The following is a 22,177-nucleotide window of genomic DNA, read 5'->3' as shown; positions in this document are numbered from 1 at the left end:
CGCTTCACTTCTTGCCTTCCCGTGCCCATGGCGGCGGTTGCTTGTTCTCGATCCATGGGAGGAGTTGCAAAGGCTTCCGTTCGACGATCGAAGTGATGATAGGGTAGTGCTGCAAGGCGTTCCGCATCAGGGGAAGACCGGCCGGATTGGTGTATCGCGTGTTGGTTTCGCTGCCTTCGCTCAACCGGCCGGAGATGTCGTCGATAACTTCAGTCGGGACGCCGGCCTGCTTCAGGGTGTCCGCCATACCATGGCGAAGGGCATGAATGGATCGCTCCCACATTTTTTCCCCAAGGGCGCCGCGCATGACGGGGATGAAGGTGTCGTAGAAACGATTGCCCGGATCGTTCTCCGTCTTATCCGAGAAAAGATCCGGGAAGAGCGCTTCGTACCCAAGTCCCTTGATCGCCTGATAATAGTCGAGGAAGCCCAATCGAACCATTTCGTCGGGCATGGGTAGCAGTCGCTTTGATTGTGCGGTCTTCAACCGTCTAATGCCATTCGTGCGAAGGATGATGACATACCCGTCCTCGTCCTTCGCAATGTCGTCGACTGCGAGGCCAGCGAACTCTTTGCGTCGGGGACCCAGATAGGTGAACAGGATCGGCAGATAATAAAGCGAATCGTGGAAGATATGCTTGCCCGGTTTCCGCCGCTTTCCCCGCAGATGATCCTGCGAGCCCGTATAGATCGGACTTGAGAAAATCGGAGCGATGTCTTGAGGCTTCGGTTTGTACTGCTGGTGACGGATGTCTCCTGCTTTGGGCTTTCTAGGGCGCAGACCTTCAAAGGTCCAGTTTTCGATTTCGAACCCGTGGCCTTTCAGATGCTTCAGGAAGTGCTGCAGGTTTCCGAAGTGCTTGCGAATTGTAGTGGAGGCCAGACCAACCTTCGCCTTGGTTCCCGCGGTGTCAGCCGCCTTGCGCAGTTTCTCGCCTTCCGCTCGAAGTTCCGGCGCTGACATTACGCGCATCTTGCTGCTTCGGCCCCAGTCGGTCGGAATGTCGTTGAAGTGCTGACGCAGCAGGCCGATGTGATACTGCTCGATCTGTCCGGAATGCTCCACACCGTGTTCCATGAGCACTGATTTGAACATCCGAACCAGAGCCATCGCATCTCGGCCCGTTTCCGTTGTCCACTCTTCGCCCATGTTAGCGATGAGCTTCTCGCATGCTTGCTCGAAATCTGCGACGGCTACGACCCTCTGGCTTGCGCCTCGAGTTTTAGCCGCTGCCGGTTTGGCGTTCGGCGCCGCGTGCGGCGAGAGGTCTAGGTAGGCGATTTCCTCTGGCTCCGGGATATCAGTTGCAGTCGGTGCCGGCTTGCTCTCCTTGGTCCGCACCAAAGAGGGAGTGGCAGCAGGTTCGACCTCGACGGGCTTCTCCTCGACCACAGACTTGTTCGCTCTGCCGCCACCTGTGAATTCGCTTAAGGTCCGGTCGACGAGTTCGTGTCGATCGTCGATTTCGAGAAGGGCTGCTGCACGGCCTTCGAACATTTTCGACATCGCCCGTTCACGATTGACGGCGGTGTCGGCAATATCGAACTGATAGATCAACCGACGGATGCCGTCCTCGAAGCCGGCGCTGCGTGCAATCGTGAGCTCGGCAAGATAGTTTGCCCGGATCGCGTCGACATGCGAGGCAGGCACGCCGTTCTTCAGCAGGTAGGTGAGCCCGGGGCAGTTGCCTTCGAGGCTGAGGTCCGAGCGGTTCCCGAACTTCGCCAGGAGCTGACAGGCCCAGCCTGCCTCGAGATCGAGTTCCATCTCGACGACGTCACCGCCCCGCCCATTGCGCTTGGCCATCGTGCTGATGTCATCGAGCCTCTCGACCTCTTGGTCTCGCACGTGCTCTAGCAGGATCTGGAGCTGCTTCTTGGTGGTCATCACGTCCTTCGAATTCATCTTCAATTCGGCCAGCCACATATTGAGCTTCCGGCCGATGATCTGAGCCTTTCTATGGTCGGAACAATGAAGGCTGAGTGAAAGGCGGCTGCCCGGACGGCAGTGAATGAATGCGGCGGGGATGCGCGGCCGCCAGTAGAAGATGTTTCCGCGGCGGATCAGATTCTCGACCTCGTGGCGCACGGCCATGGTGAATGCCCTGTCTTTCCCGAGGGCATGTCCATCGCGCTTCTTTCGCGTGGGCATCACCTGTGGGCTACAGTTCTGGGCATCAGGTCGCCAATGATGCCAAAACGATATCCGGCACGACTGGAAAATCAAGGAATTAAGGGCTTTTAGGGAGAATTGGCTGGGGAACCTGGATTCGAACCAAGATTAACGGAGTCAGAGTCCGTCGTTCTACCATTGAACTATTCCCCAGCATAAGCGAACCGGCGGGCGGTCGGCTGGTGTGCGGCGCTTATAACCAAAAGCCGGGGAATTGCAAATAGCTGTTTTGAAAAAAATCGGTACTGCCGCGGAAGGGTGAAACCGTCGCAAATCCCCTGTCCAAAAAAGAATTTGGCGATTTCGGCGGGCGCTGATATTCTTGCGGCAACGCAAAAATCGAATGAGCGCCTGCTGCATATCCCAGGACTTGCGCGGCGCGATGGAAAAAGAACGTGGAAGACCCCGAAGGCGGCGTAAAACCGCAATTTGACGGGGCGTCGGCGGTAGGGCGCAAGGACGGCAAGAAGTCCAGGCGCCGCAAGGGCAAACGTGGCGGGCAATCCCGCAACGCGGCTCATCCCGCTTCGCATGAGCCTTCCGGCGGTGCCGGACAGCCTGCGCGCCCGATGGAAGATGCAGCCGGCAATCCGGCTCGCAAGCGCAAGCGTCGCCGTCGTGGCGGCCATGGCGCTGCGCAGGACGGTTCACCTCAACCTCATGTGTTGGAACAGGCCGGAGCGGCAGATCATGCCGCCCGGTCCGATGGCGATTCGGCGCCGAGCCGTCGCAACCGCCGCAAGCATCGCGGCAAGCGCGGTCTGCAGGGCCGGCCGCTGACATCGGCAAAACCAGCAGGTGCCCCGCAGCAGGAAAGCCGCGCGGAAGAGACGGCGCGCGTCGCCGTCCCGCGCGAAACGCAGAACGGCGCGGCCGCCAGCCGCAAGGGCCGCCAAGACGGCCATATCAATCCCGGTTATCAGGGTGACCGCCAGGGCGGCGAGTATGTGTGGCCGGAGGAGCTCTACGCTGCTCTCGATCTCGGCACCAATAATTGCCGTCTCCTCATTGCCCAGCCGACCCGTCCTGGTCAGTTCCGTGTCGTCGACGCTTTTTCCCGCATCGTACGCCTCGGCGAAGGCCTTGCGGCCAGCGGCCGTCTGTCCGATGAGGCGATGGAGCGGGCGATCGAGGCATTGAGGATCTGCGCCTCCAAGCTCAGGAACCGGGAAATCCGCCGCATGCGGCTGATCGCCACCGAAGCCTGCCGCCAGGCGATCAATGGCGAGGACTTCCTCAGCCGGGTCGTTGCCGAAACCGGCCTTGTGCTCGAAATCATCGATCGTGAGACTGAGGCGCGGCTTGCGGTCTCCGGCTGCTCGTCGCTGGTCGGTCGCGAGACGCGCTCCGTCGTGCTCTTCGATATCGGCGGCGGCTCGTCGGAGATCGCCGTCATCCGCATCGGCGACAATCGCTTCAGCCGCCTCGCCAATCACATCACCCACTGGACCTCGCTGCCGGTCGGCGTCGTGACGCTGTCGGAGCGCCATGGCGGGCACGACGTCACGCCGGAGGCCTTCGAAGGCATGGTGCGCGAAGTCGAAGGCATGCTTGGAAGCTTCGATTGCCCGGAGATCGAGGTCGCCCAGACCGGCGACTTCCACCTGATCGGCACATCGGGCACGGTGACGACGCTTGCCGGCGTCCATCTCGACCTGCCGCGTTATGACCGGCGCAAGGTCGACGGCATCTGGCTGTCCGATGACGAGGTCTCCGCCATGCAGGCAAAGCTTCTCTCCTGGGATTTCGCAAGCCGCGCCGCCAATCCCTGTATCGGGCCGGACCGGGCCGATCTGGTGCTCGCCGGCTGCGCCATTCTCGAGGCGATCCGCCGCCGCTGGCCAAGCCCGCGCATGCGCGTTGCCGATCGCGGCTTGAGAGAAGGCCTGCTCACCGACATGATGGCCGATGACGGCGTGTGGCGGCGCAATCGCAACCGCCGCGGCCAGCGCGCGAGATAGGAAAAAGGCATGACCAAGGCACCGATCGCCGGAAACCGCACCGGCCGCAAGCTCGGCCAGCGCGTCAAGAACAAGAAGATGAAGGCCTCGTCCCGCCAATGGCTGCAGCGCCACATCAACGATCCCTATGTTCAGCGCGCCCAACTTGAAGGCTATCGCGCCCGTGCCGCCTTCAAGCTGCTGGAGATCGACGAGAAACATCATATCCTGCGCGGCGCCAAGCGCATCATCGATCTCGGCGCTGCCCCCGGCAGCTGGTCGCAGATTGCCGCCAAGGTCACCGGCTCGACCGATGAGGACATCCGTGTGGCCGCGATCGATTTCCTTGAAATGACCCAGCTGCCGGGCGTCAAGATCCTGCAGCTCGATTTCCTCGATCCGACTGCGCCGGAAAAGCTGCTGGAAGCCGTCGGCGGCACACCCGATCTCGTGATCTCAGACATGGCAGCACCCACCACCGGCCACCACCGCACCGACCATCTGCGCACCATGCATCTCTGCGAAGTGGCAGCGCATTTCGCCGTCGAAGTGCTGGGGGAAGGCGGGCACTTCCTCACCAAGACCTTCCAGGGCGGAACCGAGCGTGAGCTGCTCGCCATGCTCAAGCAGAACTTCCGCCAGGTCGTTCATGTCAAGCCGAACTCGTCGCGCGCCGAATCGGTCGAGATGTTCCTGCTGGCCAAGGGGTTCAAGGGGCGCAAGGCCGAAGGCCAAGCAGAAGAAGCTTGATCTTCAAGCCGGTCCTGACGGATGATGGCGATCGGCTGCATAATTCCTTAAATCGGGATCGATTTAAGGATAAGGTAGGCAGCAATGGAAAGCGTTGCCGCGTCCTTTGCGTGTCCGAAAGGTCGCGCGGCGCTGTGAGGATTTGAACCGCTGATCCCATGCTTCTTTACGTCACGCTCGGAACCAACGATCTTTATCGCGCAGGGCATTTTTATGATGCCGTGCTGTCTCCCCTCGGCTATCGCCGCCAGCGCTCTTCCGAAGAGGAAATCGGCTATTCCGCCGAGGGCGATACGCGCTGTCGCTTTTGGGTGGTGACGCCGTTCAATCACCGCCGGGCGACCTCAGGCAATGGCGCCATGATCGCGCTGGCGGCCGAAACGCGGGCGGATGTCGATGCCTTCCATACCGCGGCGATTGCGGCAGGCGCCGTGGATGAGGGCGAGCCCGGCCTGCGCTCCTACCATGCCCATTTCTATGCCGCCTATATCCGTGATCTCGACGGCAACAAGCTCTCTGCCGTCTGCGAAAACCCGGAGTAGCGGTTGCCTATTTCACCGCCTGCTGTTCTGCTTCGACCGTTGCTGCCGTCATCGACTTGGAGCGGTGGCCGGAAACGATTGCGCCGGCATTGCGGTCCATTCTGACGAAGGGAATGGTTGCAATGACGGTCAGTCCGGCAATGATGTAGAAGGCAAGGTGGAAATCGGCAACCTGTAGCGCTTCGCCCCTGATATGGATCGAGCTCTCCAGGATCGCGGCGGCAACCGCAACGCCGAGCGCCAGGCTGACCTGCTGCATCACCGAGCTCATCGATGTCGCCTGGCTCGCCTCGGCATCATCGATATCGGCGAAGGCAAGCGCATTGACGCCGGTGAACATGAAGGAGCGGGAGAAGCCGCCGAGCAGCAGCACGCCGATGATGACGAGGTGCGGCGTCGACGGCGTGAAAAGGCCTGTGATGACAGTCACCAGGGTCGTCACCATGGCGGCGCCGAGAAGCGTGGTGCGGAAGCCGGCAGCGGCGAAGACGCGCTTTGCCATGAACTTGGTGGTGATCGCCCCGATCGCTCCGGCAAAGGTGATGAGGCCGGATTGGAATGGCGTCAGCCCGAAGCCGAGCTGCAGCATCAGCGGCGTCAGGAAGGGCATGGCACCGACGCAAATGCGAAACAGCGTGCCGCCCAAGGTGGAGGACCGAAACGTCGGGTTCTTGAACAGGTTGAGGTTGAGGATCGGCGCCGGATGCCGCTTGGCATGGCGCACGTAGAGGAAGCCGCAGATGAGGCCGATTACGGTGGCGGTGACGCCAATGATCGGGGGCAGGGCCGGCAGACTGACCACCGACAGACCGAAGACGACGCCCGCAGCCGATAGCGAGGTCAGCACAAAACCGGTGAAATCGAGCCGAGGCGGCGCAGTCGCTTCCACCTCCGGCAGAAAGATCGTCGCAAGCCAGATGCCGATGATGCCGACCGGTACGTTGATCAGGAAGATCCAGTGCCAGCTGAAATAGGTGGTGATGAAGCCGCCGAGCGGCGGGCCGGTGAGTGGGCCGACAAGCGCGGGGATGGTGAGCAGCGCCATGGCCGAGACCAGGTCGCTGCGCTTAGTCGTGCGCACCAGCACGAGCCGGCCGACCGGCGTCATCATCGCGCCGCCCATGCCCTGCAGGAAGCGGGCAAACACGAATTCGACGAGGTTGGACGAGACGGCACAGAAAATCGAGCCGATGACGAAGACGGAGATGGCAAGGCGGAAGATTTTCTTGGCGCCGAACCTGTCGGCCATCCAGCCGCTGACCGGGATGAACACCGCCAGCGCCACCATGTAGGAGGTCAGCGCCAGCTTCAGCGTGATCGGCCCGACATGCAAATCCGCGGCAATCGCCGGCAGCGCCGTCGCAATGACGGTCGAATCCATCTGTTCCATGAAAAGGGCGACGGCAAGGATCAGCGGGACGATGCTATTCATAGGCGGGAGCCTTGATGGGGCAGCGGATTGGAGCTGGAGAGGCCCGTGCTGTTTAGTCCCAGCTGCGAGTTCTGCCAATCCCCAAATCCGGGTCGACGGCACCTTTGCTTCACGTCTGCGTGAGACGGCTTGCGCATCAACGTCGCCCGTCAAGATTGACATATGTTTACTTGGCCGGGGCAAGAAATCCGGCCGGAAATGTCATCGAGGCCGGGCTGCGAACACCGCGCGTCATGGGAGAATGGATATATGCCAATTTCGACGCGAATGAAGCGGCGCGCCGTCTTCGCCGCAGGCTTTGGCTTGCTGGCGGGGCGGCTGCCTTCAAGAATGCCCGCTATCGAGATGATCGCGACCGAAAAGATCGCCTTCCTTGGCTACCACATGCCGTTCCCGGCAGTCGGCTTCGTCGAGAGGTAGGATGGCGGTTATCGCTTCGTACCGAAGACTTATCAGTTCGACATCTGATCCGAAGCGGTTCAGGCTTTCACGAAAGCGCTGACCGCTATAACATACCGCTATAACATATTGTATTTAAACCATTCCGGACCGAAAAATGCTTAGCGCTTTTCCCGCAATGCTCCTCGCGCATGGCACCCATGACGAACCCGGCTGACATGCCGGGCTTTTTGCTATTTCCTTCCTGTCATAGACGTGTTACCAGCCCTCGCCAACTTCCAAGCAACCCATGCAGACCGACGGGGCGGACGATTCGTTTCCGGACAGGGTCGCATTTTTATTAAATGAAGGAATTTGGCCATGGCACGCATCATTGAAACGGCAACCGGCGCAGACGCGCTTACCTTCGACGACGTGCTGCTGCAGCCGGGACATTCCGAGGTCATGCCCGGCCAGACGAATATCTCCACCCGTATCGCCCGCGATTTCGAACTCAACATCCCGATCATCTCATCCGCCATGGATACCGTCACCGAGAGCCGCCTGGCGATCGCCATGGCCCAGGCCGGCGGGCTCGGCGTCATTCATCGTAACCTGACGCCGATCGAGCAGGCCGAGCAGGTCCGGCAGGTGAAGAAGTTTGAAAGCGGAATGGTCGTCAATCCGGTAACGATCGGCCCCGATGCGACGCTTGCCGATGCGCTCGCGCTCATGAAGTCCTACAGCATCTCCGGCATCCCAGTCGTCGAGAAGTCCGGCCGCCTCGTCGGCATCCTGACCAACCGTGACGTCCGCTTCGCTTCCGATCCCGAACAGAAGATCCACGAATTGATGACCAAGGACAATCTGGTCACCGTCAAGGAAAACGTCGATCAGCAGGAGGCCAAGCGCCTGCTGCATTCGCATCGCATCGAGAAGCTGCTGGTCGTCGATACCGAGGGCCGCTGCGTCGGCCTCATCACCGTCAAGGACATCGAGAAGTCGCAGCTGAACCCGAACGCTTCCAAGGATGCGCAGGGCAGGCTTCGCGCCGCCGCCGCCATCAGCGTCGGCGATGACGGCTTCGAGCGCGCCGAGCGCCTGATCGAAGCCGGCGTCGACCTTCTGGTCGTCGATACCGCCCATGGCCATTCGCAGCGCGTCCTCGATGCCGTCTCCCGCGTCAAGAAGCTCTCCAACTCGGTGCGCATCATGGCGGGCAACGTCGCCACTTATGACGGCACCAGGGCGCTGATCGATGCCGGTGCGGATGCCGTCAAGGTCGGCATCGGTCCGGGCTCGATCTGCACGACGCGCATTGTCGCCGGCGTCGGCGTGCCGCAGCTCGCCGCGATCATGTCGGCGGTGCAGGCGGCGAATGATCAAGACGTGCCCGTCATCGCCGATGGCGGCATCAAGTTCTCCGGCGATCTTGCCAAGGCGATCGCCGCCGGCGCTTCCGCCGTCATGATCGGCTCGCTGCTTGCTGGTACCGATGAGAGCCCGGGCGAGGTCTATCTTTACCAGGGACGCTCCTTCAAGGCGTATCGCGGCATGGGTTCCGTCGGCGCCATGGCCCGTGGCTCCGCTGATCGCTATTTCCAGGCTGAGGTGCGCGACACGCTGAAGCTCGTGCCTGAGGGCATCGAAGGTCAGGTGCCGTACAAAGGGCCGGTCTCGGGCGTCATCCACCAGCTTGCCGGCGGCCTCAAGGCGGCCATGGGCTATGTTGGCGGCAAGGACCTCAAGGAATTCCAGGACCGCGCCACGTTCGTGCGCATCTCAGGTGCCGGTCTTCGCGAAAGCCACGCCCATGACGTGACGATCACCCGCGAGAGCCCGAACTATCCGGGCGCTGGCCTCTGATCATGAAAGCGGGCAGTGGGATTCCTCTCTGGATCGTCGCGCTGCTCGCAGCCCTTTGCCTTGCCGTGCTTGCCTGGACGACCTTCGGCTTCGTCGTTCCCTTCAAGCATGAAACCGGCCAGGCGGTGCTCGACACCTATTTCGCCGGTTACGACGAGTCGGCCGTCTTCCACATGCAGAAGCTGCTCGATGAGAACGAGACAGCGACCAGGCTGCTACGCGCCATGTATTTCGGGCCGGAGCTGATCTTTCCGGCACTGCTGACGGCGCTGCTGTTCTTCGCCTTCCTCAAGCTCGGTCCTGTTGGTTCGTGGTTCGGCCAATCGCTGCATCCGGTCATTGGCAAAGCGGTTTACCTGCTGCCGTTCATCTACGGCATTGCCGACTACGGCGAGAATATCTCGAGCCTCATCGCCTTCGGCAACGGTGCGCCCTCTGCTGTTGCAACGCAGCTACTGCCATGGATGACGCGGCTGAAATTCGCAAGCCTCGCCATCTGTTTCATCCTCATCGTCCGGCTTGCCATCGGTCGCTGGCTCTCGCCGCGCCAGGATTGAGGCCGCCTTCGGCCTGAGCGGCGCTGGTGTCCGGTTCTCCTTTCGGCTACTGCATAAGTCCTTAATTCGGAATCGATTTAAGGAGAAAATTATGCAGCAACTCAAGGTATTACAGCGTCCTTTGCGTGCCGGAAAGACGCGCGGCGCTGTCATACGCGCAACAAATGCGGAAGCAGAAAGGAAGCGGCCATATGACCGGCTATCAAATATTCTGGCCACTCCTTGCCCATGTGGCCCTGGTCTATGGTCTGTATGCGCTTCTTGGGCTTCGGCGCGCAAAAATGGTCCGCGCCGGCACCATCGCGAAATCGGATTATCGCGAAAACCGCCGCGAGCCGGCCGAAAGCCTTGCCGTCAAGAACTGTCTCGCCAACCAGTTCGAACTGCCGGTTCTCTTCTACGCCTGCTGCATTCTTCTCTATATCACCGAGGCTGACAATCTCGTTTCCGCCGGCCTCGCCTGGGCCTTCGTCGCCCTGCGCTACGCCCACGCCGCCATCCATGTCACCAGCAACGACCTGCGTTATCGCAGCCCGATCTTCGCCGCCGGTTACCTGGTGCTTGCCGCCATGTGGGTCTGGCTCGGCGCATGGATGGTAATGAGTTGAGGCGGCAGGCGCTACCGCCCCATCACTTGCCCGCCACCTGCTACATAATTCCTTAAATCGGGATCGATCTAAGGATAAGATCTGCAGCAATTCAAAGTGCTGCAGCGCGACGACCGAACATGCCGGCATCGGCGGCAAGATGGCCGCCGCACGTTGGGCCATTCCCAAGATCGCAGACAACACACAGCAGCATGGGGCGCAGGCGGCGCTGCCGGTGAAATTCTGACTCGATATGCGTGCGGCGCCGAGCGTCTGTTTCAGTCGTGCACAGGACGCCGTAGCACTTCGAATTGTACGATAGCGCACCGTTTTCGCACGCTTTTCCCAGCCGTTAAAATGCGAGTGTTTCCATTTACCGCGGATGAAGGCCTGCATGTCATATCGGCTCGACGCGGTGGTTTGGCACATGCCTTTCGCCGTGAACAAAAAGAGTGGGAACGACATGGGCGCGGAAAGCATGGAACGCATCGGCTTGCGCAGGAAGCCGAAGCAGGAGCGCAGCATCCAGAGGCTGGACCTCATTCTCGCTGCCGCCGCCAAGATCATCGCCGAAAAAGGCGTCAGCGCCATGCGGATGACGGAACTCGCCATTGCCGCCAAGGTGCCGATCGGTTCGGTTTACCAGTATTTCCCGGAGAAGGCGGCAATCGTCAAAGCCCTGTTCGACCAGCACGCCTCGGCGATCCAGGCGAAGATGGCGGCGATGTTTTCCGACGTCCAGTCACTCGACCAGGCGCTGGACCGCGTCTGCGCCATCATCGACTGGTATTACGATTCCTACCACAACGATCCCGTCTATCTCGGCGTCTGGATGGGAACGGAGACCGATCAGGATCTGTTGCAGCTGAATATCGAACATAGCGGTCGCGTCGCCGGCATCTTCCATGACGCCGTGCGCCAGCTGGCTCCCGACTTTTGCGACGAAGACATGTATGCGCGCACTTACCTGTTCAGCCACCTGATCGGTGCTGTCATCCGGCTAGCCGCCGTGAGCGAGGAGGCCTTGGCGCGGCGCATGCTCGATGAGTGGAAGCGCGTAATCCGCGCCTCCCTTTTTGCCACGACCCTGCCGCGCGCCGCCTGAGAGCTCTTACCAGCTTGGGACCATATTGGCCGCCTTCAGCCGCGGATAAAGCCGCGCCTGGGCGGATTTGACGTCCGCCTCGAGGCTGTCGTCGACGACAGCAGGCGTGATGTTGTCGAGACAGGCGGTGATGTGCGCCGTAATAGCGTTCATCAGCGAGAGCGAAACGCCCGGCCGCTTCATGATGCCGATCTGCACCGGCGGCAGCGCCGGAAAGCCGTCCGCCTGGCTCAGCACCTTCATGCCCGTCCGCAGTGCCGATTCCGGCATCACCGAAACGGCCATGCCGGCAAGCACGGCAGCGGCAACGACGGTGCAGGACCAGCTGGTGAACAGGATCTGGTGCTCGCGCCCCACAGCATCGAGCGCCGAGCAGGCGAGCTGGCGCCATTGGCAGTCGCGCCGGCCGACGGCAAGTGGCACCGGTGCGTCGTCGCGGATCGGATGGTTGGCCGAGCCCACCCAGCAGAGCGGCTCGGTTCTCACCACATCGGACATGCGCTCGCGCGGATTGTGGGTGACGAGCGCGATATCGAGCTCGCCCTTATGCATGCGCTCGGCAAGATCCACCGAGGGTTCGCAGACGATATAGAGCTCGACATTCGGATGCGTCTTGGCGAAGCGGCCGATGATTTCGGGCATGTAGCGGTCGGCATAATCGTCCGGCGTGCCGATGCGCAGCATCCCCTCCAGCCTGTTGTCGTCGAAGGCCGCAATCGCCTCATTGTTGAGGCGAATGATGCGCCGGGCATAGTTGAGCAGTTTTTCGCCCTCGACCGTCAGTCGGTTGCCGCGTCCGTCCTTGATGAACAGCTGCTTGCCGATGCGTTCCTCGAGACGGCGCATCTGCATGGAGACGGCCGATTGGGTCTTGTAGACCCGGTCGGCGGCCTTGGTGAAGCTGCCGGAATCGACGATGGCGATGAAAGTCTGCAATTGGTCGAGATCAAGAGGCGCGGACATGTTTTCACCCATAAAGATAGCTGATGATAATCATTAGAAACATTCGTTGGACTGATCAATAGGTCTTTGACATCTTCGGGATGCAAATCAAGCAAAGTGAAGGACAGACGCCCTGCCTGTCCGAGCCGATTCAGCCTTGCTCCTTCCCGCATGACCTCGCGGGAGGGGTGGGTTGTTGCGCGCCTAAAAGAATTCGAAAGAAAGGAGAGTCCCATGCGCATGACAGACCGAACAATAGAACTCGACTGCGGCAAGCTCACCCCGACGTTTTCCCAGCGTCTGGCAGCAGGCCTCGCACCGTTGGCCTCCCTCTTTCGCGTGTTCCGCAATCGCATGGAGATCAATGCGCTGCATGATCTGAACGACACGCAGCTGAGGGATATCGGCCTCAGCAGGGCCGACCTGACCTCTGCGTTCCTGGCCTCGACCTTCTTCGAGGACCCGTCGGAACATCTGACGCGCTCGGCGCGCAATCGCTGGCGCCTGTCGTCGTTCTTGCGCCCCTACGAAGAGCAGGAGCGTTAAGTTTCCCCGCAGGGTGATAGCCAATAGCCCTGCCGCTTGACCCGGTGATCGGCTTTCCCAAGCCATCTCCGGGTTTTTTTACGTGCTAAAGTCCCGCATCCGGGGTTATTCGCTCGTCTTGGGCGGGGGCTTCGGCCGATAGGTTTCGAAGATCGCTTCCAGGTTCCTCTGATAGTTCTTCTGCACTTCCAGCCCGCTGTCGAACATGGCGTTCAGCATCTCGGTATAGCTGTCGGCATTGCCCTTCGCCTCTTCCTTCGGCGCTTCAGGCGTCTTGGTCTTAGTCTGGGCTGCCGGCTGCTGGCCGAGCCCGCCGATCATCTCCTGGAAGGCCTTGGCGAAGGGATTGTCGAGGAAGGGGTTCGGCGTCTGTGTTGGCGCAGGCTTCGGCACCGAAAACATCTGCTGCATCGCCTGCGTAAAGGGATTGTCGAAGACGCTGGGCTCTGGGGCCGGCTTGGGGGCGAAGCCGGTACTCTCAAGCCATTTCTGGATTGTCTCGCCCATCGCCGTGTTGAAGAAGGGATTGACCGGCGACGCCATCTGGCCGGTCGTCTGCTTGAAGAGCCCGCCCATCAGCGTATCGGCCAGCACCGGCAGCATCCGTTTGTAGATATCCTGGCCGATGCCGGTCATCTGCGCCGCCTGGGCGGCGACTGCGCGCGAAACCTCCTTCGAGCCGAAAAGCTGGGCAAGGATGTTGTTGCCGTCGGAAATGCCCTCCGGCGTGAAGGCCCGGTTCATATCCTCGAAATATCGCGCATAGTTGCCGGAGGAGACCGCCTGCATCAGCCCAACGAAATCATAGGGATTGCTGGTGCTGCGCTTCAGCCCGGCGGAAAAGGCCGGCATCAGCGCCGCCATTGCCTTCGTCGCCTGTTCCTGTGCGAGGTTGAACTGGCGGGCGATCGCCTCCATCGCCGCGCCGTTCTGCGCCTGCATCATCATGTCGAAGAGTGGCAGCATGGAAGTCCCTTTCCCCAGGTCGTGACGCATTGTAACGCCACTATAACCGGAAATGGCAATGCGCAAACGGCTTTTTGCCATAAGATCTTAGGGAGGAATTTCGCTAGAGCGTTCGGCTAAGGTTCCAGCGGCAGGTCGCGTGGAGCACCATGCCGCCGGCCTCTACGCCCGTGCTCGGAGACCGTCGACAATAGGGGCTGTCAGAGCGATTCCGGGGAAAGCGGAACCGCTTTGTGTCAGGCTCAGTACTGATAGTCCTCGAAGACCGGTTCCACGGAGCCGTGCCAGCGGCCGTGATAGAGTGCCAGCAGATCCTCGGCGAGCGTCGCCTTCTTGGCGAGCACTTCTTCGAGCGGCGCCAGGAAGATGCTCTCGTTCTGGCCTTCCCCGTTGAGCCTGCCGCGCGCCTTGAGGCCGGCCCTCGAAATACCGATCACCTCGCGCGCCATGTCGAAGAGCGGGTGTCCGCGAAACTGAGCCGTCAACCCCTCGGCGGGAACGGCGTTGCGCAGTTCCTGGACCTCGGCAAAGCTCCAATCCTTCGTCAACTCGTCAGCGGCATCGAGTGCCGCATCGTCGTAGAGCAGGCCGACCCAGAAGGCCGGCAAGGCACAGATGCGCCGCCACGGGCCGCCGTCGGCGCCGCGCATTTCGAGGAAACGCTTCAGCCGCACATCGGGGAAGAGTGTCGAAAGATGGTTGGTCCAGTCGCCCATGGTCGGCGCCGGATCGGCGACCTCGCCCTTCAATGCGCCGTTCATGAACTGGCGGAAGGTGACATGGGTACAGTCATGATAGCGGCCGTCGCGGACGATGAAATACATTGGCACGTCGAGCGCCCACTCGGCATAATCACGGAAACCGAAATCGTCGCGGAAGGTGAAATCGAGCAGGCCGGAGCGCCGGTTGTCGACATCGCGCCAAATATCGCCGCGCCAGGAGAGCAGCCCGTTCAGCTTGCCCTCGGTGAAGGGCGAGGATGCAAAGAGCGCGGTCGCCAGCGATTGCAACTTCATCGACACGCGCATCTTCTTGCGCATGTCGGCTTCAGACGAGAAGTCGAGGTTCACCTGGATCGTGCAGGTGCGGTACATCATGTCGAGACCCTGGGTGCCGACCTTCGGCATATAGCGGGTCATGATCTCGTAGCGTGACTTCGGCATTTGCGGGGTTTCCGCATAGGTCCATTTGGGACTGCCGCCGATGCCAAGGAAGCGGATGCCCATCGGTTCGGCGATTTCGCGCAGCGTCGCCAGATGCTGGTTCGATTCCCGACAGGTCTCATGGATCGTCTCCAGCGGTGCGCCGGAGAGTTCGAACTGGCCGCCGGGCTCGATCGAGATCGCGCCCATGCCGTTCTGCTCGGCAAGCCCGATGATGTTGCCGCCGTCGGTGATCGGCTCCCAGCCACTTTTTCTCTGCAAGCCGGTCAACAGGGCCGAGATGCTGGCATCGCCGAAATAGGGAACCGGGCTGTTGTCGGCGCGGAAGAAAGCGAATTTCTCATGTTCGGTGCCGATCCGAAAGCGCTCCCGCGGCTTGTTGCCCGCGGCGATATAATCGGTCAGATCCTGGACCGAAGAGAGCGGTGTCTGGTCGGTAGTGTCGCGGGCCATGCGGGATACCTGTATTCAAAAAGGCGCCCAGGGGGCCGGGCAATTGGAAGGCTGATTTGGACCCAAGCCACCTATGTTGCAAGTGAAATTCTTTCAACGACGCATCAAAAAAATAGCGCCGGTTTCCATGTCAACCCGTTTTCCAAGTCAGTTCCAGTCGCCGATTGCCGCCTGCACCACCGCCAGGGCCGCGACAGCTGCCGTATCGGCCCGCAGGATGCGCGGTCCGAGCGGAATGGCGGTGACGAAATCGAGGCTTCGAAGCCGTGCCCGTTCTTCCTCCGAAAAGCCGCCTTCCGGCCCGACCAGCAGGGCGAGATGTCTTTCCCGGACCGCCGATAGCACCAGCAGCGGGTTCTGCCCGGCATCGCCCTCGTCGCAATAGATGATGCGGCGCTCGCTCGGCCAGCGGTCGAGCAGGTCGAGAAGCCTCACCGGCTCGGCCACATCGGGAATGCCGAGGATGCCGCATTGCTCCGCCGCTTCGACGACATTGGCGCGCAGCTTGTCGAGATTGGTGATCTTGCCCTGCACGTGTTGGGTCATGACCGGCTGCAGCAGGCCGGCGCCCATTTCGACCGCCTTCTGCACGAGGTAGTCCATGCGGCCGACTTTGAGCGGCGCAAAAAGATAATGCAGGTCGCAAGGCTGCGGCTGCGGCCGCGTCTCTTCGGTTGCCGTCAAAAGGATACGTTTGCGCGTCGGGAAGGAAAGGGCAGCCTTCCACTCGCCGTCGCGGCCGTTGAAGAGCAGGATCTCTGCACCGTCCTCCATCCTCAGGACGTTGGAGAGATAGTTGAACTGATCGGCATTCGCTTCTACGACGGCGCCGCTCGTAAGCGGCGCATCGACGAAAAGCCGTTGCATGCGGAAATTGGCGCGCATTTAAAAAACTCGGGGTTTCAGACGAAGATCGCGAACATAACCCAATAAATCATTGCCGCAAGCGCACCTGAAACCGGCACGGTAACGATCCAGGCGGCGACGATCGTCATGAAATGCGAGCGGCGCACGAGATAGCGCCGGCGCGTCTCATAGATGTTCGGCTCTTCCGGCTCGTCGATATCGAAGCTCTCGGCCTTGCGTCTGATATAGGCGATGCGGGTCTTCGAATGGCGCGTGTACCATTCGCGGAAGAATCCGACGCCGAAGACGGCGCCGACGGCGATATGCGTGGTGCTGACCGGCAGGCCGAGCCAGGAGGCGACGATGACGGTAAAGGCGGTCGACAGCGCGACGCAATAGGCTCGCATCGGATTAAGCTTGGTGATCTCCTCGCCGACGAGGCGAATGAGGCGCGGTCCGAAGAGCAGCAGCCCGACGGAGATGCCGAGGGCGCCGATCAGCATCACCCAGAGCGGCGGATGGCCGACGCCGCCGTTGCCGTCGATACCGACCGATTGGACGATCGCCGAAAGCGGCCCGATCGCGTTCGAAACGTCGTTTGCGCCATGCGCGAAGGATAGCAGCGCCGCGGAGCCGATCAGGGGCAGCCGGAACAGCGTCCGCAATGAGCTGTTGCGGTTTTCGAGATCCTGCGCTTGGGCGAGCACGAGCGGCCGGGCGGCAAGCCAGCTCACCAGCCCGATGCCGATCCCGACGAGGAGGACGGTCAGCGGCTGAAACCTGCCCGGGGGTGACACCTGCAGCACCATATAAGCCATGAAACCGCCGGCCATCACCGCGACCAGGACCGGCACCCAGCGCCGCGCGGCTGCGAGCTTGTCGTCGCGATAGATAATGAAGGTCTTGACGAAATAAAGCAGCCCGGCGGCGATCAGCCCGCCGATCAGCGGCGAGGTAATCCAGCTCGTTGTGATCTCTAGTATCACACGCCAGTTCACCGGCTCCGGCCCGACGGCTGAGATGCCGGCGCCGATCACCGCCCCGACGATCGCATGGGTGGTGGAAACCGGCGCCTTCATCCAGGTTGCAAGATTGACCCAGAGGGCAGCGGCCGTCAGCGCCGCCATCATGATCCAGCCCGTCATCGCCTGCGGCACATGCACCGTATCGACAAGGTTTGCGGAAATCGTCTTGACGACGTCGCCGCCGGCGACCGTGGCGCCAAGCACCTCGAAAATCGCGGCGATGACCAGCGCCTGGCCCATCGTCATGGCGCGCGCGCCGACGGCGGCACCAACATTGTTGGTCACATCATTGGCGCCGATATTCATCGCCATGTAGCCGGCAAGGGCTGCCGCCGCCACCACGAGAACCGCTCCCGGCTGGTCGAACACATAGACACCGGCAAAGAGCATGGCCAGACCGACGAAGATCAATCCGAGACCGGGCGTCACCAGCCGCCGCAAAACATGCTTTGCCGCGTCCTCGACATGGGTGATCTTGTCAAGGTCCTTGTCGAGCGTGCGTTTCGTGAGAACTACGGGACGTGGCGGCATTCTTTTTCCTGAGAATAAAGCTGCTTCTACGCTGCTTTCTTAGCAGCGCAAGATGGCAGGATTCATTCCGCTGGAATTTGCTTCGCCGCCTTGGCCGAAAGCCTGTCGGTCATCCTTTGCTTGAAGGCGAGGAAAAGGTGGCGGAGCTCCGGTTCACGCACGCGCGTTGCAGCCTCATCAAGCGAAACCCATTCAATGCGGCGCTCGCCTTTTTCCTTGAAATTCTTCGCCATCTCGGTGACTTCGAGCGCATAGACCTGCACCTTGCAGATCACCTGCACTCCGTCGCGCAGCACCTTCGGATAGCTATAGGCGCCGAGCGTCTCGGTTTCGACAACGCCGCGGACGCCCGCTTCTTCAAAGGCTTCCTGCATCGCGACCTCATGGGCGCATTTGCCCGTCATCGGCCAGCCCTTGGGAATGACCCAGCGGCCGGTGTCGCGGCTGGTCATCAATAGCACCTCGACCTCGCCGCTCTTCTTCTTTGCCCGATAGCAGAGGGCGCCGTATTGCTGTCGCGGCGGTCGCCGGAACATCAGTTGCACATCGGAAGCCAGTCGGGCCAGAAGAGTCAATGGTCGGGTCACCTTCGCAGTCGTCGTTAGGAATCACTCATATACATATATCACGGAAAGCTTACGCAATCCAAAAGGCCGCAGAACGATTTGCACCGCGATTAACGCCGTTCATAGGGAAATCGAGGCCGGACAGGTCCGGAAAATCCGTCACGCCCTGTCTCGAATGCGTCACATTGCACAGCTGTACAATATGGCGTGATCTTGCCTTTCGTTCAATGGCGAGATCTAGTGGTCAACCGTGATTTTTTGAATGTCGTCCTCATGCGTCTGCCACCGCTCAACGCCATCCGCGCCTTCGAAGCCGTCTGTCGTCACGGCAGCATTCTCAAGGCTGCCGAAGAGCTGAATGTGGTGCGTGGCGCCGTGCGCCAGCAGATCGATACGCTAGAGAATCATTTCGGCCGCAAGCTCTTCACGCGTGACGGCCGCGGGCTGGTCCCGACCTTGCAGGCTAGGGCTTTTGCCGAAGCTTCGAGTGCGGCTTTCGACATTCTGCAGCGCGCCGCTTTGGAACTTGCAGGCGCCGTGCCGAGCCGTATTCGGCTCGGCGTGCCCTCAGCCTTCGCGGTCTGGTGGCTGATGCCGCGTATGGCAGACATGCAGGCGAGCCTCGGCGATACCGTAGACATCGTGCCGATGACGATGGTCGAGCCGCTGCGGATGCACCCCGAATTGGACGCTGTGATCATGGGCGGCGAATACCGGCCGGCGGCAGGCATTTCGGCCCTGCGGTTCATGGAGGACGAGTTCGGCCCGGTCGCGACGCCTTCGCTTGCCGCGACACTATCGAGCGATCCGGCGGCGATGGGCGCGCTGACGATGCTCGCCAGCCGCAGCGTTCCGAAGCTCTGGGACGAATGGTTTGCCGAAAGCGGCACGCCGCCGGTCGTCTTTTCCCGCGTCCAGGAATTCGAGGATCTGCTGCTGGCGCTGGGTGCCGCCCGCTCCGGGCTTGGCATCGCGCTTGCGCCACGCGCTTCGATCGAGGACGATCTTCAGCGCGGGTATCTGGTCGCGCCCTATGGCTTCATCTCCCGGCTGCCGGGTTACAGCCTCTGCTGCCGTACGCCGGATGCGAAGCGGCCGGCCTTCGCGACCCTGTCCGGCTGGCTGCTTCGTTGCGGGACGCCTACCTGAAAACGGCAGATTTTCTGCTCCTTCGTCAGAATTACTTCCATATTCGCAGCCCTGTTGCTCCGCTAAAAACAGCACGATACGCAAATAGGAAGAGACAATGGAAAAGACCGCAACCCGCATCGACTGGATCGGCAACGGCTGCCGGCTGCTCAAGGCGACGGCGGCCGAATTCGAGCGGACGCGTCCTTTCGAGGGCCTGTCGATCGGCACCGGCATTCACCTCGAGCCGAAGACGGTGGCGCTGCTGATGACGCTTCGCGCCGGCGGCGCACGTCTCGTCTGCACCGGCAATCTCAACAGCACCCAGCCTTCGACCGTCGAGTTCCTGCGTTCCCAAGGCATCACTGTTTTTGCCACGCAGACGACCGATCCTGCCGCTCATCATCAGAGCCTCGAAGCGGTCATTGCTGAAAAGCCGGATCTGCTGCTCGACAATGGCGGCGATCTTTTCGCCATCGCGGCAGAAAAGCCCTATGCCAATCTCCGTGGCGGTACAGAGGAAACCACCTCGGGCCGCACCCGTCTGCTGCCGCTGCGCGAGCGGCTGAACCTGCCGATCCTCGTCATCAACGATAGCCCGATCAAGCAGTTCGCCGAAAACAGGCATGCCGTCGGCCAGAGCCTGTTTGAAAGCTACCTGCGCTTCACCAACCGCTCCACCAACGGCAAGCGCGTGACGGTCTTCGGCTACGGCGCCTGCGGCAAGGGCACAGCCGCCTGTTTCCGCAATGGCTTTTCCGCCGTCAGCGTCGTCGATTTCGACCCGGTGACGACGCTCGAAGCTCATCTCGATGGTTTCATCACACCGCTGCGCGACGCAGCGATCCGCTCGGCCGATATCATCGTCACCGTCACCGGTTCTGCCGGCATCGTGACGGCAGCCGACCTGCCGCTCGTCAAGGACGGCGCGATCCTGATGAACGGCGGCCATTTCCCGCATGAGATCGATGTCGATGCCTTCCGCCGCCATCCGAATGTCGCCGGCATCGACAGCTATGAGGCCGATCATATCGAGAGCTTCCATCTGAGCGACGGCCGATCCTTCCATGTGCTCGGCGGCGGTCACATGGCCAATCTCGCCGGCCCGCGGCCGCTCGGCAATACCGTCGAGTCGATGGATCTCGGCTTCACCCTCCAGGCCCGCTGCCTGGAACGCATCGCCAGGGGCGAGGCCGATCCCCATTCCTGCATCGTGCCTGTGCCCGCTGATATCGATGCTAGGGTGGCGAACGCCTATCTCGATCTGGCGCGCTGATTCGGCTGACGGATTAAGAGCCGACGGATTAAAATCAGTCGATCTCGACGACGAGCTTTCCGTCCGCCTGCCGGTCTTCGATCAGCCGATGCGCCTCATCTGTATCGGCAAGGCTGAAGCGGCGCGGGTCGAGCTTCGGCATCACCTTGCCGGCTTCGGCGAGCTTCGTCATCTCCCGCATGATTTCACCGTGATGGGCGCGTCCCTCGCCGGTCAGAAGCGGCAGCAGCGTGAAGACGCCGGAATAGCTGGCGGCCTTGAAGGAGAGCGGCGCCAGCGCGTGGCTTCCCCAGCCGAGGCAACTCACGACATGACCGAACCGGCTGACGGCTCGGAATGCCGTATCGAGCCCCTGGCCGCCGACCGTATCGTAGACCAGATCGAAACCCCTGCCGCCGGTGTGTCCTGCGACGTAGGTTTCCACCGTTTCCGCATCGCGATCGATCGGCGTTGCACCAAGGCCGGCGAGATAGTCCGCTTTCGAAGCGCTGTCGACGACATAAACCTCGGCTCCCACAGCCTTGGCGATCTGCGCGACGATATGGCCGACACCGCCGCCGCCGAGCACGAGAACCTTCTGGCCGGCCTTGACCCCGGCGCGGTCGACCAGCCCTTCCCAGGCGGTGATCGAGATCAGCGGCAGGGCGGCTGCCTCGCGCATCGACAGATTCTGCGGCTTTGGCGCCAAGAGCACGGCGTCGACAGCTGCAAATTCGGCAAGCGATCCCTGAATGCCACCGACCCCGCCGGTCATGCCGTAGACCGCGTCGCCCTGGCGGAAACCGCTGACGCCAGCCCCGATCTCTTCGACGATGCCGGCCATATCGATGCCGACAATGGCGGGAAGCGGATGGCGGGCATGGGCCGCATTGCCGGCCCGGATCTTGAGGTCGAGCGGATTGACGCCGCTTGCCTTGATGCGCACCAGAACCTGGCCTGCGCCGGGAACCGGTTTTGCAATATCGGCGACGCGCAATGGCGAATTCGGCGCTTCAGCCAGCAGCGCTTTCATTGTTGATTGTACAGACATCGAACTCTCCTTCGTTTGCATCGTGGCGTCCGTAGCGCGCCGCAGCAAGTTGTTCTCTAAGAAGATGGTTCATTGAAACACGAATGAAAATGAAAGATAACGACTGAAGTCCATGCATTTTTGTTTGGCGGATGCTAGAGCCTTTCCGCGTTAGATTGCAGCATTCTGTTGGCTCAAACGGAGTCGGATGGTCGACCGGCCGGCGCGTGTCGTAGCCCGGCTCTACGGCCAAGCCGGCCGGTCGATCAGCCGGCCCGTTTCAGCCAACCCGAAGGGCCGGGCATCTTTCCGCCAGGATCAGAGGCGATCGGCTCGGACGTACCAAAAGGTATGCCCTTCGCCAATCGCCTCTGCCCTGACGAAAACCTGCTCCGG

Annotated in this window: 20 protein-coding genes and 1 tRNA gene; 11 read left to right on the top strand and 10 right to left on the bottom strand. The window is 61.4% G+C overall.

Features of this window, described 5'->3' with window-relative positions; translation table 11 throughout:
* Positions 1-4 precede the first annotated feature (4 nt).
* Positions 5-2,095 carry a DUF6538 domain-containing protein gene (locus tag ACS4RR_RS22615; protein WP_456189425.1) on the bottom strand — a complete coding sequence of 697 codons (2,091 nt, stop codon included), beginning with the start codon at positions 2,093-2,095 and terminating at the stop codon, positions 5-7.
* 157 nt (positions 2,096-2,252) lie between these two features.
* Positions 2,253-2,326, bottom strand: a tRNA-Gln gene (locus ACS4RR_RS22610).
* Between the two features lie 242 nt (positions 2,327-2,568).
* Between ACS4RR_RS22610 and ACS4RR_RS22605 the strand changes: the two genes are divergently transcribed.
* The 3 genes from ACS4RR_RS22605 to ACS4RR_RS22595 all read left to right on the top strand — a co-directional run bounded on the left by ACS4RR_RS22605 (position 2,569) and on the right by ACS4RR_RS22595 (position 5,405).
* Complete coding sequence (locus ACS4RR_RS22605) at positions 2,569-4,134, top strand: Ppx/GppA phosphatase family protein (RefSeq protein ID WP_456189424.1); 1,566 nt, start codon at positions 2,569-2,571, stop codon at positions 4,132-4,134.
* 9 nt (positions 4,135-4,143) lie between these two features.
* Complete coding sequence (locus tag ACS4RR_RS22600) at positions 4,144-4,863, top strand: RlmE family RNA methyltransferase (protein WP_170256215.1); 720 nt, start codon at positions 4,144-4,146, stop codon at positions 4,861-4,863.
* A 158-nt stretch (positions 4,864-5,021) separates the two neighbouring features.
* Complete coding sequence (locus tag ACS4RR_RS22595) at positions 5,022-5,405, top strand: VOC family protein (RefSeq protein WP_170256214.1); 384 nt, start codon at positions 5,022-5,024, stop codon at positions 5,403-5,405.
* A 7-nt stretch (positions 5,406-5,412) separates the two neighbouring features.
* Here the strand turns inward: ACS4RR_RS22595 and ACS4RR_RS22590 are convergent, their stop codons facing one another.
* Positions 5,413-6,837, bottom strand: coding sequence for a DHA2 family efflux MFS transporter permease subunit (locus tag ACS4RR_RS22590; RefSeq protein ID WP_456189423.1), 1,425 nt, complete (start codon positions 6,835-6,837; stop codon positions 5,413-5,415).
* 249 nt (positions 6,838-7,086) lie between these two features.
* Between ACS4RR_RS22590 and ACS4RR_RS22585 the strand changes: the two genes are divergently transcribed.
* From ACS4RR_RS22585 to ACS4RR_RS22565, 5 genes are all read left to right on the top strand, one after another.
* The gene (locus ACS4RR_RS22585; RefSeq protein ID WP_222281679.1) at positions 7,087-7,257 is read left to right on the top strand and encodes a hypothetical protein; all 171 of its coding nucleotides are present in this window, start codon (positions 7,087-7,089) and stop codon (positions 7,255-7,257) included.
* A gap of 339 nt (positions 7,258-7,596) precedes the next feature.
* Positions 7,597-9,081 (top strand): IMP dehydrogenase, encoded by a 1,485-nt coding sequence (gene guaB / locus ACS4RR_RS22580; RefSeq protein ID WP_017967142.1) that lies wholly within the window; start codon positions 7,597-7,599, stop codon positions 9,079-9,081.
* Between the two features lie 2 nt (positions 9,082-9,083).
* On the top strand, positions 9,084-9,638 hold the full coding sequence (locus ACS4RR_RS22575; protein ID WP_162119341.1) for a hypothetical protein: 555 nt from the start codon (positions 9,084-9,086) through the stop codon (positions 9,636-9,638).
* 191 nt (positions 9,639-9,829) lie between these two features.
* Positions 9,830-10,246, top strand: a complete 417-nt coding sequence (locus ACS4RR_RS22570) for an MAPEG family protein (protein WP_026154447.1) — start codon at positions 9,830-9,832, stop codon at positions 10,244-10,246.
* 442 nt (positions 10,247-10,688) lie between these two features.
* Positions 10,689-11,330 carry a TetR family transcriptional regulator gene (locus tag ACS4RR_RS22565; protein WP_260110171.1) on the top strand — a complete coding sequence of 214 codons (642 nt, stop codon included), beginning with the start codon at positions 10,689-10,691 and terminating at the stop codon, positions 11,328-11,330.
* A 6-nt stretch (positions 11,331-11,336) separates the two neighbouring features.
* Here ACS4RR_RS22565 and ACS4RR_RS22560 read toward each other — a convergent pair whose 3' ends face one another.
* The gene (locus tag ACS4RR_RS22560) at positions 11,337-12,293 is read right to left on the bottom strand and encodes a LysR substrate-binding domain-containing protein (protein WP_032985245.1); all 957 of its coding nucleotides are present in this window, start codon (positions 12,291-12,293) and stop codon (positions 11,337-11,339) included.
* A 213-nt stretch (positions 12,294-12,506) separates the two neighbouring features.
* Here ACS4RR_RS22560 and ACS4RR_RS22555 point away from each other — a divergent pair, with 213 nt between their 5' ends.
* Positions 12,507-12,818 carry a YjiS-like domain-containing protein gene (locus ACS4RR_RS22555; protein ID WP_222281642.1) on the top strand — a complete coding sequence of 104 codons (312 nt, stop codon included), beginning with the start codon at positions 12,507-12,509 and terminating at the stop codon, positions 12,816-12,818.
* Positions 12,819-12,923: 105 nt separating this feature from the next.
* Here ACS4RR_RS22555 and ACS4RR_RS22550 read toward each other — a convergent pair whose 3' ends face one another.
* From ACS4RR_RS22550 to ACS4RR_RS22530, 5 genes are all read right to left on the bottom strand, one after another.
* Complete coding sequence (locus ACS4RR_RS22550) at positions 12,924-13,784, bottom strand: DUF937 domain-containing protein (protein WP_260110172.1); 861 nt, start codon at positions 13,782-13,784, stop codon at positions 12,924-12,926.
* Positions 13,785-14,026: 242 nt separating this feature from the next.
* Positions 14,027-15,400 (bottom strand): glutamate--cysteine ligase, encoded by a 1,374-nt coding sequence (locus ACS4RR_RS22545; RefSeq protein ID WP_456189422.1) that lies wholly within the window; start codon positions 15,398-15,400, stop codon positions 14,027-14,029.
* 147 nt (positions 15,401-15,547) lie between these two features.
* Complete coding sequence (locus tag ACS4RR_RS22540) at positions 15,548-16,285, bottom strand: 16S rRNA (uracil(1498)-N(3))-methyltransferase (protein ID WP_260110173.1); 738 nt, start codon at positions 16,283-16,285, stop codon at positions 15,548-15,550.
* A gap of 17 nt (positions 16,286-16,302) precedes the next feature.
* Complete coding sequence (locus ACS4RR_RS22535; RefSeq protein WP_260110174.1) at positions 16,303-17,802, bottom strand: inorganic phosphate transporter; 1,500 nt, start codon at positions 17,800-17,802, stop codon at positions 16,303-16,305.
* Between the two features lie 62 nt (positions 17,803-17,864).
* Positions 17,865-18,377, bottom strand: a complete 513-nt coding sequence (locus tag ACS4RR_RS22530; RefSeq protein ID WP_222281647.1) for an NUDIX hydrolase — start codon at positions 18,375-18,377, stop codon at positions 17,865-17,867.
* Positions 18,378-18,641: 264 nt separating this feature from the next.
* Here ACS4RR_RS22530 and ACS4RR_RS22525 point away from each other — a divergent pair, with 264 nt between their 5' ends.
* Both ACS4RR_RS22525 and ACS4RR_RS22520 read left to right on the top strand, forming a co-directional pair.
* The gene (locus tag ACS4RR_RS22525) at positions 18,642-19,517 is read left to right on the top strand and encodes a LysR substrate-binding domain-containing protein (RefSeq protein ID WP_441005714.1); all 876 of its coding nucleotides are present in this window, start codon (positions 18,642-18,644) and stop codon (positions 19,515-19,517) included.
* Between the two features lie 97 nt (positions 19,518-19,614).
* Positions 19,615-20,772 (top strand): adenosylhomocysteinase, encoded by a 1,158-nt coding sequence (locus tag ACS4RR_RS22520; protein WP_260110176.1) that lies wholly within the window; start codon positions 19,615-19,617, stop codon positions 20,770-20,772.
* A gap of 34 nt (positions 20,773-20,806) precedes the next feature.
* Here the strand turns inward: ACS4RR_RS22520 and ACS4RR_RS22515 are convergent, their stop codons facing one another.
* Positions 20,807-21,802, bottom strand: coding sequence for a zinc-dependent alcohol dehydrogenase family protein (locus ACS4RR_RS22515; RefSeq protein WP_222281650.1), 996 nt, complete (start codon positions 21,800-21,802; stop codon positions 20,807-20,809).
* Between the last annotated feature and the right edge of the window lie 375 nt (positions 21,803-22,177).

This window comes from Rhizobium zaerense (assembly GCF_051810725.1).
Lineage (GTDB): Bacteria > Pseudomonadota > Alphaproteobacteria > Rhizobiales > Rhizobiaceae > Rhizobium > Rhizobium leguminosarum_I.
Note: the sequence above shows the minus strand (reverse complement) of the source record. Positions and strands in the feature narration are given on the sequence as shown.